This is a genomic window from Legionella lytica, assembly GCF_023921225.1.
In the GTDB taxonomy this organism is placed as follows: Bacteria; Pseudomonadota; Gammaproteobacteria; order Legionellales; family Legionellaceae; genus Legionella; species Legionella lytica.
On the sequence record NZ_CP071527.1, the window covers coordinates 2,476,480 to 2,489,023 of the forward strand.

Here is a 12,544-nt window from a genome sequence, read left to right on the forward strand (position 1 = left end):
ATTAGCGTTTAAACCATTGTTGTAATTTTTGACGTGTTTGTTTCTTTTTCCATTTCATCCCTAAAAGGTTCATCACTAAGACAACAGAAACTAAACTATAAGCAGGCCACACATAAATGGAATAGCCGCCCATCGTTAACCATTCATAAAACTGACTCACTTAACTTCCCCTTCAAATTGAACCTTAACCCAAGCTTGTCTTTTTTCCCTAAATAACAGCTCTTGACGTGCTTTTTCCAAAATAATCCATAATGCATATAAGAAAAATCCAATAATGCTCAACAAAAGTGGATACAACATGCTGCCGTCAATCTTGGGCTTTGCAAACACCGATAAAGTAGAACCTTGATGTAAGGTATTCCACCAATACACGGAGTAATGAATTATCGGCAAATCAATCAAACCGACTAAAGTTAAAATAGCAATAATGCGGTCGCCATCTTCTTTGTTTTTTACCGCTTGGTGTGTCGCTAAAATCGCGGCATAGAGTAATAAAAGAATCAGTTCAGAGGTTAGCCGTGCATCCCAAACCCACCAGGCACCCCACATTGGTTTGCCCCAAATGCTTCCAGTAACCAAAGCAAGAAATGCCATGCAAGCCCCAAATTGAGCGACTTGATTAATCAGTAAACCCGCAATTTTAATCCGCCAAACCAGGAGCAAAACGGCTAAAAAACCCATCCAGCCGTAAAGTGCCATAGATAAAAAAGCACTGGGCACATGCACGTAAATAATACGAAAAGCATCGCCCTGTTGGTAGTCAGGAGGAGTAAAAGCTAATCCCCAAACAATTCCCACGATTAAGGTAAGTATCGCACTAAACGATAACCAGGGAAGCAAACGCCCTGTATATTCATAGAAGGATTTCGGCGAAGCCAATTGGTATAATATTTTCCACATAGGAATAAAGGAAATCAAAAAAAGACGGATTTTACCATGTAACTGGGCTTTCGCAAACTAGGCAATATATGCGATTACTCGGCATGACTAATTCGAATCACCCCAGTAATTGCATAAGGCAGAAAACCTACCGCGATCACCGACATAGCCAACAATAATGCTAAGTAACCATTCACCGGTAACGATTGCATGGCAACATGCAAAGTACCACTACCAAAAATAAGCAAGGGCAAGGTTAACGGTAATAATATTAATGCCATCAATACGCCACGTTGATTACTTCCAGCACCAAAAGCGGCAACCAAAGCGCATAAAAATAATAAAGCGGGCGTTCCACATAGAATAGTCAGTGCCAAAATCCAAGTTTCCCAGGCTGTTAGAGAAAATAATAGCGCGACTAAAGGACATAAGATTAATAATGGCAGTAAAAGAAACAGCCAATGAGCGATTACCTTGGCGCAAACCATTAAAGGTAATGATTGCCCTGAAACCAACCATTGTTCAATTACCCCTTGCTCATAGTCTTGTTGAAATAAGCGTTCTGCAGACAATAACATGGATAAGAGTATTGCCATCCACACTAATCCTGGAACAATAGTTCTTAATAATTCCACTTCCGGTTTTAGGGTTAAAGGAAACATAAACAAGAAGATCAATAAAAAAAGACAGGAGTTAATCAGAAAACGAATCTGCCTTACCTGAATTAATAATTCGCGTTTACATTGATTTTTGAATAAGGAAATAGTGGAGCTCATAATCTATGCTCCTGATAAGCAGCTGGATTCAGCGGTAATTTTTGGTGAGAGGTCAACAAAATAGCCCCCCCCTCTTTTCGGTGCTCTTCTACTTTAGTCATAATAATTTCTAAAGCAGTATCATCGAGGGCCACCAAAGGTTCATCGAGCAACCACAACTTAGCATTGCTCATCCACAAACGTAATAGGCCAACCTGCCTGCGCTGTCCAGCTGATAATAATGCACAAGGATAATCTAAGTGAGCTTGTAACTTGAAAATAGCGGCTAACTCATCAATCGGCTGCTTTTTATAGTGCAGGTCAAACAGACAGTTTTCTCTTAAAGTTAAACTAGGATTGATTCCTGTTTTATGTCCTACAAAGCATATTTGACGTTGATATTCAGCCAGATCTTGATGAATATTTTTGTGGCTAAAATGTATTTCTCCCTCAGCCGGACGATATAAACCAGCGATTAATTTGAGTAAGGTGGTCTTTCCAGCACCATTTGCCCCTTGAAGATGAAGCAGTCCTCCGGCAGGCAAATGAAAAGCAACGTTGTTAAGTACAGGTTGCTCTTGATAATCAAAGCTGAGATTAATTACATCAAGCATGAGGATATGAGTCATTATTAGAAAGCATGCATGGTACTAAAACCCGGGTCTGTTGACAATTCACAGCATAAATCATCAAGCGTTATCTAGCAAAAATGCCTTCTGCGAAAATGAGAAAAAATCTCTAAATTTCAGCGTGGTAGCGATTCATCTGGTTTTTTTACGATTCCAGCTGTTTGCACTTGCACATATCCCCGTTGCCCGCCATAATCGGGCTTTATTATTTGAAAGGACTGTAATGGAATTCTTGAGTCAATATGGTTTATTCCTTTTAAAATCCATCACTGTAGTTGTTGCCTTTTTGGTGGTTTTTGCCGGCTTTTTCTCAATGAGCAGAAAGCCCAAAGGTAAATTGGAAGTTAGCTCTTTAAATGAGCATTATGAACATTTGCATTCATTGATGCACAAAGAAATTTTTGGAAAAAAAATCCCCAAGCAAAAAAATAAAAAGAAAAAAGATCCAAAACGTCCCTCACTTTATGTAATTGATTTTCAAGGGGATATAAAAGCATCACAAGTGGAGCAGCTCCGCGACGAAATCACCGCTGTTCTTTCAGTTGCTACCTCAGAAGATGAGGTTTTAATCCGCTTGGATAGTCCTGGGGGAGTAGTTAATAGCTATGGTTTAGCAGCTTCCCAACTGCAACGTATTCGCGATAAGAAAATCCCTCTTACTGTAAGTATTGATAAAATTGCTGCTAGTGGAGGTTACTTAATGGCCTGTGTTGCCAATCATATCATTGCCGCGCCTTTTGCAATTATAGGCTCTATTGGTGTCGTAGCACAGATCCCTAATTTCCATCGTTGGCTTAAAAAGCATGATGTTGATATCGAACTGTTAACTGCGGGGGAATATAAGCGCACATTAACCATGTTTGGCGAAAATACCGAAAAAGGCCGCAAAAAATTTCAAGAAGACTTGGAAAAAATACACGCTGCATTTAGAAAATATGTTGCCAGTAATCGTGAGCAATTAGATATGGATGAAATTGCTACGGGAGAGCATTGGTTGGCTACAGATGCTTTAGACTTAAAGCTTGTTGATAAATTAACTACGAGTGATGATTACCTTATCGATAAACTAGCCAGCTACAAAGTATTCAAATTAGCCATTCCCCCAAAAACATCTTTAGCTAATAAGCTACTTAAACCTGCCATGAGATTTATGCATCCTTGGGCGTAATGCGGGAATTTTTGCCTCCCCTCCCGTATTACGACTTTGTCCAATACGGGCTACACTCCCACCCTTTTTGAAATTTGAATCCATTCTCGTAGCCCGTATTCGCGTAACGTAATATGGGTATTATGCTGCAATACATTTTGATGGAATTATTAGCTCATCAGCAAATTTGTATTTAGTAGTATATACTTAAATCATATATTACCTAAAACCGATGTTACCAAATGGAGTGACAAGCGATGAGCGAGCCAAAATCAAAAATGCCTGATCTCAAAGAGCTGGCTTCGATGACAAGCAAATTATTCGGGGATATTAAAACGAGTGTTACACAGATTATCCACGATTATAAAGAACAACGTGCACAACCTGAAGCAAGCGAAGAAGCTAAACCCACAGAAACAAAGAGTGCTGACGAATCAACGTCGGAAGAAGAAAAAAAATAAGTGTTCAAGAACATAGGCTGGGCTGCAAAGCCCAGCCAGCACAGGCAACTCCCCTTATGGCGACTACCGATAACAAACAATCAGCTTAAACGCCTCACACTGCTTACCAAAACACAGTTCTTGGCTACCTATTGTTTTAGTCGCACCTACTTGCGTTTCTTTAGCAAAATGTTTTGCTTGCATGTATCCCATACGCCGACAAAAAGAATGAGCAGCACGTGAACCACATTCTTTTTTCTTATCGTAGCACCAATCTACACGATAATGATCAAAACGGGGCACAACATAACGTTTCTCGCGATAATGATATGATTTAGGTGGAGTATGAGACAAATGAGTCACACAGCCGATGGTCATAAAACCATTACAACGCCAACCTTTGCATTGGGCCTTGCTGGATATAAAGTTAGTTAAGCCAATATTATATGCAATAACGCTTTGGCTTGCTGACTCGTAGCCCATCATTTTACAATAGCGATTAGCCACAGTTTTTCCGCACTCTTTCCCATCAACTGTGCAATAGTCCAAACGCTCACCTTGATATGTAGGATGCCAGAAACTGCGAAAGGCTTTATTTTGTACTTCTGCTCCAGCCTGTGACAAGAAGGAACAAAATAAAAAAACAGAAAGTATTATGTACCGAAAATTGCTCATTAAAACAGCCCATTAGCGATTATGGGCACATGTTAGCTTATGCGGCTAAGTGGTACAAGTGGAGAATGAGGAAAGGCAAGGTTAAAGGAACAATGGCTTGGTTGGGCCCATGGCCTGAGGTATCGACTCTACAATTAGATATTCATGCGAAATCAAACCGGATTCGCGCTATCAAAAAACGCATATTCCAAATCAAAATAAGAACTTAAGTACTCACCTAAAGCCTGGATACCATAACGTTCGGTAGCATGATGTCCGCAAGCATAGTAATTAATTCCTAGTTCTTGCGCCTCATAATAAGTACGTTCTGATACTTCCCCACTCAAATAAGCATCTACACCTAAACGATTTGCTTCTTCAATATAATCTTGAGCACCACCACTGCACCAAGCAATACGGCTGACCTTACGGTTATGGCCCTCAATCATCAAAGGCTGTCGCCCTAATTTAACCGCTAAAAACTCGCTAAGCTCATTATGACTCATCGCTGTAATTAACTGGCCTGACCATAACAAATTATCTGTACCGCCAGCACGGTGCATTTGTATCGAATTAACTTCAAATAATTTTCCCAGGCACGCGTTATTACCCAGTTCAAGATGGCAATCAAGGGGTAAATGATATGCGAGGAGATTAATCTCGTGACTTAATAATTTTTGCAGTCGTTGACGTTTCATTCCCGTAATAACAGGTGACTCACCACGCCAAAAATAACCATGATGTACTAATAATGCATCTGCCTTCCAATCAATTGCTTGAGAAATCACGTCTTCAGAAGCAGTTACTGCAGTACAGATGCGTTTAATCTGTTCTTTACCCTCTACCTGCATGCCATTAGGCGCATAATCATTAAAACGATCACAGCTTAATAACTGGTGCAGGTGTGAGGTTAATTCCTTTTGGCTAATCACCGATCAGAAACTCTCTTGATGTCTGCACCTAATAGAGAGAGCTTTTCTTCAATACGCTCATACCCTCTATCCACATGATAGATGCGTTCTACAGTAGTTTCCCCTTCAGCAACAAGACCGGCTAGAATTAAACTGGCTGACGCACGTAAATCCGTTGCCATTACAGGCGCACCAGTTAATTTTTCAACCCCGTTAATGATCGCCGTATTACCGTTTAACTGGATTTGAGCACCCATACGTTGTAATTCCTGAACATGCATAAAACGGTTTTCAAAAATTGTTTCTACAATTGTTGAAGAGCCTTCAGCCACAGAGTTCATTGCCATAAATTGAGCTTGCATGTCTGTTGCAAAAGCAGGATAAGGTGCGGTAGAAATATTCACTGCTTGAGGGCGTAAATTGTTCATATTGAGGCTGACCCAATCTTCGCCAATCGTCAATTCAGCACCAGCTTCTTCAAACTTACATAATTGCGATAATAAGGTATCAGGACGTACACGTTTTACGGTCACATGTCCGCGAGTCAACGCAGCAGCAGCTAAATAAGTACCTGCTTCAATTCGATCTGACATTACAGAGTAAGTACCACCGGATAGTGCCTCAACCCCTTCAATTTCAATAATTGAGGTTCCCGCACCGGAAATTTTAGCACCCATTTGAATTAGGAAGTTCGCTAAATCAACTACTTCTGGCTCACGAGCAGCATTTTTAATTACCGTAGTACCTTCAGCAAGAGCTGCTGCCATAAGAATATTCTCAGTACCTGTTACGGTCACGGTATCAAACATAATACGCTTACCTTGTAAACGACCACGTTTACAACGAGCATTGATGTAGCCATTCTTTACGGTAATATCTGCACCCATAGATTTTAATGCTTTTAGATGAAGATCAACGGGGCGTGTACCAATTGCACATCCACCAGGTAAAGACACATCCGCTTTACCGAAACGTGCTAACATCGGGCCTAATACTAAAATAGAGGCACGCATGGTTTTAACTAAATCGTAGGGTGCAACAAACTCATTCACCTGACCAGAATCAACCTGAACATTCATTTTCTCATCAACAATCAAATGAGCACCCAATTGTCCTAACAATTCCATCATAGTGGTGATGTCTTTAAGATGAGGAACATTCGAAATGGTCACATGGTCACTGGCAAGTAAACTGGCTGCCATAATTGGTAAAGCCGCATTTTTTGCACCGGAAATAACCACTTCACCATGTAATGCCTTACCACCGTTAATTAATAATTTATCCATGTTGTCTCCCCCATTCTTCTTGTGTCCACGTCTCCATGCTTATCGCATGAAGTTTGCCAGTGGTAATTAATTCTTTGAGCTGCGCGTATACCCATTGTTGCCGAGCAACTTTTGACTTATTTAAAAATACATCACTGACTACAGTCACCTTATATTGATAACCGTCCCCGTCCACTTTAACGAAAAATACCTCGTTAGTAGATCTAAGTTTTTGTTCTATTTCTTCATTACTTACCATTAAAATTAGCTCACAAATTAGAATAAATACAGTTTTCTACCGATTAAATCTGCCCTTACTGGTTACTTGCAACGAAGGGCTCTTATTTAAGAAATTCACTGCGCTCAGGACCTCCCAGTTACAAGCAACTGGTTACCTTTAAATGTCAGTTGCTGAGTGCAACGAAGCCCAACAAAGGGGCTTTAATTCCACACCCATGTTGAGCTTCATGATACTCAGCACCACCTATATAGCATAAACTTAAATAACTGCCCGTCGTTACGGACAACCAGGTTGTACTGGCTGGATCCCACTACAGGTTGTAGGTATTCGGCGGTAATGGCTTTCCTATGCCAACTTGGGGATGTCAATTAAATAACAATGAGTCTACCCTAAACGACTTCCAAAATATCTTTCACACCACAAAAGTCCGCTAGAGACTCAGTCTCTGCAGACATACCGATAATCTCGAAAGTCTTATTGTTTTTTTTGCACAACTTTCTGGCTTCGATAAGTAACGCCATCCCTGCACTATCGCAATGAGTTACCTCACTCAGATCAAGAACTAAGTGAGTACTCGCATCATCCATCAAAGTCTTATAAAGTTGAGCTCGCACCTCAACTACTGATTTGAAGCTAAGCTCAAGAGGCTTAAAATGAACTGTTTTCACCTTAAGAAGCCCTTTTTAATTGTTTTTGCTGCATTTGCTTGATCACGTCATCCATACTGGAGTTTTGCAGTACTTGGGCAAATTGCGATCTAAAACTTTGCAATAAACTAACACCTTCAACGCTAATATCATAAATTTTCCATTGGCCATTTTTATCAACCAAACTATACGTTAAAGGAATATTTTGACCTTCGCCGCGCACAATTACACTATTAACGCGAAGAAAACGGGCATTCGCTGAAGCTCTAAGCGGTAAAAACTGTACTGATTCATCAGAGTATTGAGCCAATGGACTAGAATAAGTACGAATCACCAAACGTGTAAACTCTTTAGAGAAATTATCTCTTTGTGCCGCAGAAGCTTTCATCCAAGCTTGTCTACCTAAAACAGAACGAGACATACCCGCGACATCAACAATAGGTAATAAATGCTTCTCAACCGCTGCATAAATAATACCGGGATTGCTTTTTAAATTTGCTTTATTTTCTTTTAAGGTCGCAATGATTTCATTTGCAGTCTGTTCCAGCATGGGCACAGGTGAATTTTGAGCCATGGTTATAGGAGATAAAATCACGCCAACAACAAACAAAATATTTTTTAATATTCTCATGTCCGTACCTTAATTTTATTGTAATTACTTTTTATTGATATTAAATAACAGCTGACCGATTAAATTTTCAAGAATCACTGCTTCTTGCGTCTTAGCAATTACATCCCCATTACGTAAGTAAGGATGATCACGGTTTGCATCATCGTCAAAACCGGGCACAATACTAATATAATTGGAACCAAGCAAGCCTTGCGTTAAAATTCGTGCTGAAGAATCTTCATAGGGAATTTTTTTATCGCTTTGTAAACGCATAGTAACCTTGGCATTAAGCTCACCTGGTTGTAATTCAATACGCGTTACTTCACCAATTTTAACCCCAGCAACCGTAACTGGTGCACGCACTTTTAATCCACCAATATCAGTAAAATCTGCAGTAACATTGTAACTCTTATGAGACATAAAATCAGAAATATTACTGACCTTCATTGCCATGACCAGCAGGGCCAACAAACCAAGCAACATAAATAGGCCAACACTCACATCTACATAACGTTGCTTACTCATTTACCAATCTCCAATCATCATTGCAGTCAACAAAAAATCCAGACCTAACACAGCAAGCGACGCATAGACAACCGTTTTGGTCGTCGCCTGACTAATACCTTCTGCTGTAGGCACACACTCAAACCCCTGAAATACCGCAATCCAAGTTACAACAAAAGCAAACACCAAACTCTTAATGATACCACTGAGCACATCAATACGAAAATTTACTGCCGCCTGCATATTGGACCAAAAGCTTCCAGAATCAACACCTAACCAATGCACCCCAATAAAGTAGCCACCAAAGATCGCTACTGCTGAAAAAATTAAGGCCAAAACGGGTAGCGTAATAAACCCCGCCATAAAGCGAGGATAAATAACTCGGCCCAAGGGGTCGACTCCCATCATATCCATACTGGATAATTGTTCTGTGGCCTTCATCAACCCAATTTCTGCAGTCAATGCAGAACCAGCTCGACCAGCAAATAGTAATGCACTAATTACCGGCCCAAGTTCTCTGGCAATACTTAATGCCAAGAGCTGGCCTAATTGGGTGGCTGCACCAAATTTTTGCAACGTATTATAACCTTGTAATCCCACAACCATACCGATAAATAGAGCTGAAACAACAATAATTAAACACGATAAAACACCAACAAAATGAATTTGATAACACAATAAAGGCCATAATTTTCTAATATTGGGCTTGCGAAATAGCATCAAAAACAAAAACAAACCCGAGCTACCCAGATTTTGTAAAACGTGAGTGCCACGATTTCCCAAGCGCATAATCAAATCAAGCATCTAATAGCTCCTCTGTATAAGGACGGGCTGGATAATGAAATGGCACCACACCATCAGCTTCACCATGCATAAACTGCTTGACCTGAGGCTCTGAGGAGCGGACTAATTCTTCAGGAGTGCCCTCCCCTATTATTTTCCCCCCTGCAATCAGATAAATGTAATCTGCAATAGAACAGGTCTCTTCAACATCATGAGAAACGATGATGGTTGTCGTATTTAATAATTGATTTAAACGTTTAATTAAACGTACTAGAACACCTAATGAAATTGGGTCTTGTCCAGTAAATGGCTCATCGTACATCATGAGCTCAGGATCTAGAGCGATAGTACGAGCTAACGCAACTCGACGCGCCATTCCGCCTGATAGTTGGGCGGGCATTAATTCTGCAGCACCGCGTAAGCCTACGGCTTGCAGTTTCATCAATACAATATCACGCACCATAGATTCATTAAGTTGCGTATGCTCTCTTAATGGAAATGCAACATTTTCAAATACATTAAGGTGCGTAAATAAAGCAGAGCTTTGAAAAAGTAACCCCATATCACGACGCGCATCATATAATGCTTTGCGAGGTAATTGATGGATGTCTTGACCATTCACCTGAATGGTACCACTATGAGGTGTTAATTGTGCGCCAATTAATTGCAATAAGGTTGTTTTTCCAGAACCGCTCGGCCCCATGATGGCCGTAATTTTACCTCGTTTTACGGTCATGTTAATGCCATTGAAGATGCGGCGACTCTCTCGAGTAAAGATCAGATCATTAATTTCAACCCAATTTTCAGGCATGCTTTCAAGTTCCAGTTCTGGCCAAAAATACAAGTATATACTGGTTCCTAGAAAAATGAGTCTCTTAAATTTAAAAAAAATTATGAATTTAGTCAAATAAAGACACAATGAACAAATAAAGAACAGTCTAATCCGTTGTTTTAGGTTGGGCCCAACATCAAGTGCTGATGTCGCTGAAGTATATCGCTCCCCCTCAATTAATATTTAGTTCAAAAAAACTATACAGATACAATTAAACTCTTCCAATAGGCAAATAACAGCAAGTAAACTCAAAATCTTTATCAACTATATTGGGCGTCAAGTGTAACTTAAATTCTGGGGATAAAATTAATGATACATTAATTATGTTATCAACATCATATAAATTATCACGATGTGCTGACTTCCATGTTTTAGCCTGCGCTAAGGCTTGTTTTTTCGCTTCATTTTCATTTTTAGCTACTAAAAATATATTTTTGTGCAATTCTGTAAACTGATTGTTATCATACCCCCCCCAGATTTACAAAAAACAATTTCGGGGTTTCAGTAGTTACTTGTTTCGCAAATGAGATGTCATATCCATCTACGTGGGTTAAAACTCCCCATGCATCAATATGTAAGCTTTTAGGGTTACCCCACCAACTAGTTTTAAGGAATTCGTAGGTTTGTTCTAAATTTTCTGCAGCGATGAATCGAATATCATGAACTTCAATCAAAGATTTAGGGTGAGTACCACCAATATAAATTACAAATAGTTTCATGCCTCAACTCCATTGATTATGATGTGTAGGGTATTATCTAATTTGATAATTAGACTTAAAAGCAATTTTCTTTATTATTTTTTAAAACGATGCATCAAGCTGCTTTTTCACCACCCGAGACCGGATCTATACGCCCGGATTGTGAGTACAGTGAGACTCTCAGACCGCTTACGCGCCCCCGTAGCATACAGAAAATGAACAGATTAAGTATTTTTCAATATAATCAATATCTTTTAATAATTCAGCTTTTTTTCTTAACTAAGTGAGGATTTATATGTGAATTTAAGTTATTTTAATGGCATTTATTTTTTAAATTTATAGATAGAGCCTCAAATTATGCCACTCTCCGCGGATACCAAAGACACCCCACTGTTGATTAACCTAAAACAGGTGGAAATGCAGCTTGCGCAATTACTTATTCAGTTTTTTTCCATGCAATCACAAGCAGGGATAAATCTCTGGGTAAAAGATACCCCCTATACTTTACAAAACGGCACAATTATTAAGTTAAAAAATACTGTCTTTAGCCGTGAACGAAAGGAAGGCCATTCTGGGCTGCGCTATGAACTAATCAGCAATAAACCCTCTTTAGGTGTGGGGACTTTTGGCCAAGTCTATAAGATTAAAAGTACAATGAGCTTGGATGAAGATTCCATAAAAATAAAAAAACAAAGAAAAGATGGCAAACGACGCGTCGTTAAAATACAACGACACCATCCTTCGAATCCGCTCACTGCGCTGGATAATGAATATAGGTTAACAAAAAAAACCGCTCATCTTGCAGTAAAAAAGCCCACAATTGTTACCAATTCCACGGGGGCTCAACTGAGCTTTACCACTATGAACCAACTCCCCGGAGATGAGCTTTTTTATATCCTCGATGAGCGCGAGAAATTATCTGCACTTCAGCGAATTGAATTAAGCCTCGCTTTAGTGAATGCATTAGAGGAGCAAGTATGTAACCAAGGGATTGTACATCGTGACATAAAGCCAGAAAATATCCTGGTCCACCTAGGACCTCCCATTCAGATACATTTTATTGATTTTGGATTGAGCAAAGATGCCATTCATCTAAATACCATCATAAATGGCACTCCACCCTATTTAGCTCCCGAGGTAAGACAATATTCAAAACTCATCAATTTTAAGGCAGATGTTTTCTCTCTCGCACGCGTTATCGCTTTATTATGGAATGTTGATTACAGCACCTATGATGATCTATCGGTTTATTTCAATGCTACTCCAGTTAGAATGTTATGCTCTATCTTTAGTGGCATTAAAGTTCTGGATATAAAAGCAAAAAATTTAATAAAAGATACATTGCTCGGAATGTTGAATTTAAATCCGGAGACTCGTTATTCCATTAACCAAGCAAGAGTGGGTTTTGAATCTGCCAGAGCAATAATCAAATTAAACGATAAGTCTCCTCTAAAGGCACATTCATTATTTCAGACCCACAATAGAAAGGAGCATAACGCCTCCGAAGAGACCCTAGTTAAAAAAAATTCCATCCCTTAGAAGCCGTGGC

18 protein-coding genes are annotated in these 12,544 nt (G+C 39.6%); 3 read left to right on the forward strand and 15 right to left on the reverse strand.

What is annotated here, in order from left to right; genetic code table 11:
* Position 1: 1 nt before the first annotated feature.
* The 4 genes from ccmD to ccmA form a co-directional block, all read right to left on the reverse strand.
* Complete coding sequence (gene ccmD / locus J2N86_RS10870) at positions 2-160, reverse strand: heme exporter protein CcmD (protein WP_133135689.1); 159 nt, start codon at positions 158-160, stop codon at positions 2-4.
* A complete protein-coding gene (gene ccmC / locus J2N86_RS10875) occupies positions 157-900 on the reverse strand; it encodes a heme ABC transporter permease CcmC (protein ID WP_252579492.1) in 744 nt (247 codons plus the stop codon). Before ccmC ends, ccmD begins: the two co-directional genes overlap by 4 nt.
* Before the next feature lie 74 nt (positions 901-974).
* Positions 975-1,655, reverse strand: coding sequence for a heme exporter protein CcmB (gene ccmB / locus J2N86_RS10880; protein WP_252579493.1), 681 nt, complete (start codon positions 1,653-1,655; stop codon positions 975-977).
* Positions 1,652-2,248 carry a heme ABC exporter ATP-binding protein CcmA gene (ccmA, locus tag J2N86_RS10885; RefSeq protein WP_252579494.1) on the reverse strand — a complete coding sequence of 199 codons (597 nt, stop codon included), beginning with the start codon at positions 2,246-2,248 and terminating at the stop codon, positions 1,652-1,654. Before ccmA ends, ccmB begins: the two co-directional genes overlap by 4 nt.
* Before the next feature lie 238 nt (positions 2,249-2,486).
* Here ccmA and sohB point away from each other — a divergent pair, with 238 nt between their 5' ends.
* Entirely contained in the window at positions 2,487-3,431 is a 945-nt protein-coding gene (gene sohB / locus J2N86_RS10890) for a protease SohB (RefSeq protein WP_252579495.1), read from the forward strand.
* Positions 3,432-3,667: 236 nt separating this feature from the next.
* On the forward strand, positions 3,668-3,871 hold the full coding sequence (locus J2N86_RS10895) for a hypothetical protein (protein ID WP_252579496.1): 204 nt from the start codon (positions 3,668-3,670) through the stop codon (positions 3,869-3,871).
* A gap of 63 nt (positions 3,872-3,934) precedes the next feature.
* On the opposite strand, the gene J2N86_RS10900 is transcribed toward J2N86_RS10895, so the two are convergent.
* From J2N86_RS10900 to J2N86_RS10950, 11 genes are all read right to left on the reverse strand, one after another.
* Positions 3,935-4,525: a hypothetical protein gene (locus J2N86_RS10900; protein ID WP_252579497.1), complete on the reverse strand. Its 591-nt coding sequence runs from the start codon at positions 4,523-4,525 to the stop codon at positions 3,935-3,937.
* 152 nt (positions 4,526-4,677) lie between these two features.
* Positions 4,678-5,436, reverse strand: coding sequence for a Nif3-like dinuclear metal center hexameric protein (locus tag J2N86_RS10905; RefSeq protein ID WP_252579498.1), 759 nt, complete (start codon positions 5,434-5,436; stop codon positions 4,678-4,680).
* Positions 5,433-6,701: a UDP-N-acetylglucosamine 1-carboxyvinyltransferase gene (gene murA / locus J2N86_RS10910; protein WP_058535620.1), complete on the reverse strand. Its 1,269-nt coding sequence runs from the start codon at positions 6,699-6,701 to the stop codon at positions 5,433-5,435. The genes J2N86_RS10905 and murA overlap by 4 nt, the downstream gene beginning before the upstream one ends.
* Positions 6,694-6,939, reverse strand: coding sequence for a BolA family protein (locus tag J2N86_RS10915; protein WP_133135698.1), 246 nt, complete (start codon positions 6,937-6,939; stop codon positions 6,694-6,696). The genes murA and J2N86_RS10915 overlap by 8 nt, the downstream gene beginning before the upstream one ends.
* Positions 6,940-7,310: 371 nt before the next feature.
* Positions 7,311-7,589, reverse strand: a complete 279-nt coding sequence (locus J2N86_RS10920) for an STAS domain-containing protein (protein ID WP_252579499.1) — start codon at positions 7,587-7,589, stop codon at positions 7,311-7,313.
* A gap of 1 nt (position 7,590) precedes the next feature.
* Positions 7,591-8,199 (reverse strand): MlaC/ttg2D family ABC transporter substrate-binding protein, encoded by a 609-nt coding sequence (locus tag J2N86_RS10925; protein ID WP_252579500.1) that lies wholly within the window; start codon positions 8,197-8,199, stop codon positions 7,591-7,593.
* A gap of 24 nt (positions 8,200-8,223) precedes the next feature.
* The gene (mlaD, locus tag J2N86_RS10930; RefSeq protein WP_058535624.1) at positions 8,224-8,703 is read right to left on the reverse strand and encodes an outer membrane lipid asymmetry maintenance protein MlaD; all 480 of its coding nucleotides are present in this window, start codon (positions 8,701-8,703) and stop codon (positions 8,224-8,226) included.
* Positions 8,704-9,486, reverse strand: coding sequence for a lipid asymmetry maintenance ABC transporter permease subunit MlaE (mlaE, locus tag J2N86_RS10935; RefSeq protein ID WP_252579501.1), 783 nt, complete (start codon positions 9,484-9,486; stop codon positions 8,704-8,706).
* Positions 9,479-10,276: an ABC transporter ATP-binding protein gene (locus J2N86_RS10940; protein WP_252579502.1), complete on the reverse strand. Its 798-nt coding sequence runs from the start codon at positions 10,274-10,276 to the stop codon at positions 9,479-9,481. The genes mlaE and J2N86_RS10940 overlap by 8 nt, the downstream gene beginning before the upstream one ends.
* Before the next feature lie 232 nt (positions 10,277-10,508).
* Positions 10,509-10,739: a hypothetical protein gene (locus J2N86_RS10945; RefSeq protein WP_252579503.1), complete on the reverse strand. Its 231-nt coding sequence runs from the start codon at positions 10,737-10,739 to the stop codon at positions 10,509-10,511.
* A 19-nt stretch (positions 10,740-10,758) separates the two neighbouring features.
* A complete protein-coding gene (locus J2N86_RS10950; RefSeq protein WP_252579504.1) occupies positions 10,759-11,016 on the reverse strand; it encodes a DUF1543 domain-containing protein in 258 nt (85 codons plus the stop codon).
* A gap of 336 nt (positions 11,017-11,352) precedes the next feature.
* Here J2N86_RS10950 and J2N86_RS10955 point away from each other — a divergent pair, with 336 nt between their 5' ends.
* Positions 11,353-12,534, forward strand: coding sequence for a protein kinase domain-containing protein (locus tag J2N86_RS10955; RefSeq protein ID WP_252579505.1), 1,182 nt, complete (start codon positions 11,353-11,355; stop codon positions 12,532-12,534).
* Positions 12,535-12,544: the final 10 nt, after the last annotated feature.

Coding starts and splice junctions, on each gene's coding strand:
- sohB (WP_252579495.1), top strand. CDS start 2,487: ATGGAATTCTTGAGTCAATATGGTTTATTCCTTTTAAAATCCATCACT.
- J2N86_RS10915 (WP_133135698.1), bottom strand. CDS start 6,939: ATGGTAAGTAATGAAGAAATAGAACAAAAACTTAGATCTACTAACGAG.
- J2N86_RS10925 (WP_252579500.1), bottom strand. CDS start 8,199: ATGAGAATATTAAAAAATATTTTGTTTGTTGTTGGCGTGATTTTATCT.
- murA (WP_058535620.1), bottom strand. CDS start 6,701: ATGGATAAATTATTAATTAACGGTGGTAAGGCATTACATGGTGAAGTG.
- J2N86_RS10900 (WP_252579497.1), bottom strand. CDS start 4,525: ATGAGCAATTTTCGGTACATAATACTTTCTGTTTTTTTATTTTGTTCC.
- mlaE (WP_252579501.1), bottom strand. CDS start 9,486: ATGCTTGATTTGATTATGCGCTTGGGAAATCGTGGCACTCACGTTTTA.
- J2N86_RS10940 (WP_252579502.1), bottom strand. CDS start 10,276: ATGCCTGAAAATTGGGTTGAAATTAATGATCTGATCTTTACTCGAGAG.
- mlaD (WP_058535624.1), bottom strand. CDS start 8,703: ATGAGTAAGCAACGTTATGTAGATGTGAGTGTTGGCCTATTTATGTTG.
- J2N86_RS10955 (WP_252579505.1), top strand. CDS start 11,353: ATGCCACTCTCCGCGGATACCAAAGACACCCCACTGTTGATTAACCTA.
- J2N86_RS10950 (WP_252579504.1), bottom strand. CDS start 11,016: ATGAAACTATTTGTAATTTATATTGGTGGTACTCACCCTAAATCTTTG.
- ccmB (WP_252579493.1), bottom strand. CDS start 1,655: ATGAGCTCCACTATTTCCTTATTCAAAAATCAATGTAAACGCGAATTA.
- ccmA (WP_252579494.1), bottom strand. CDS start 2,248: ATGCTTGATGTAATTAATCTCAGCTTTGATTATCAAGAGCAACCTGTA.
- ccmC (WP_252579492.1), bottom strand. CDS start 900: ATGTGGAAAATATTATACCAATTGGCTTCGCCGAAATCCTTCTATGAA.
- J2N86_RS10895 (WP_252579496.1), top strand. CDS start 3,668: ATGAGCGAGCCAAAATCAAAAATGCCTGATCTCAAAGAGCTGGCTTCG.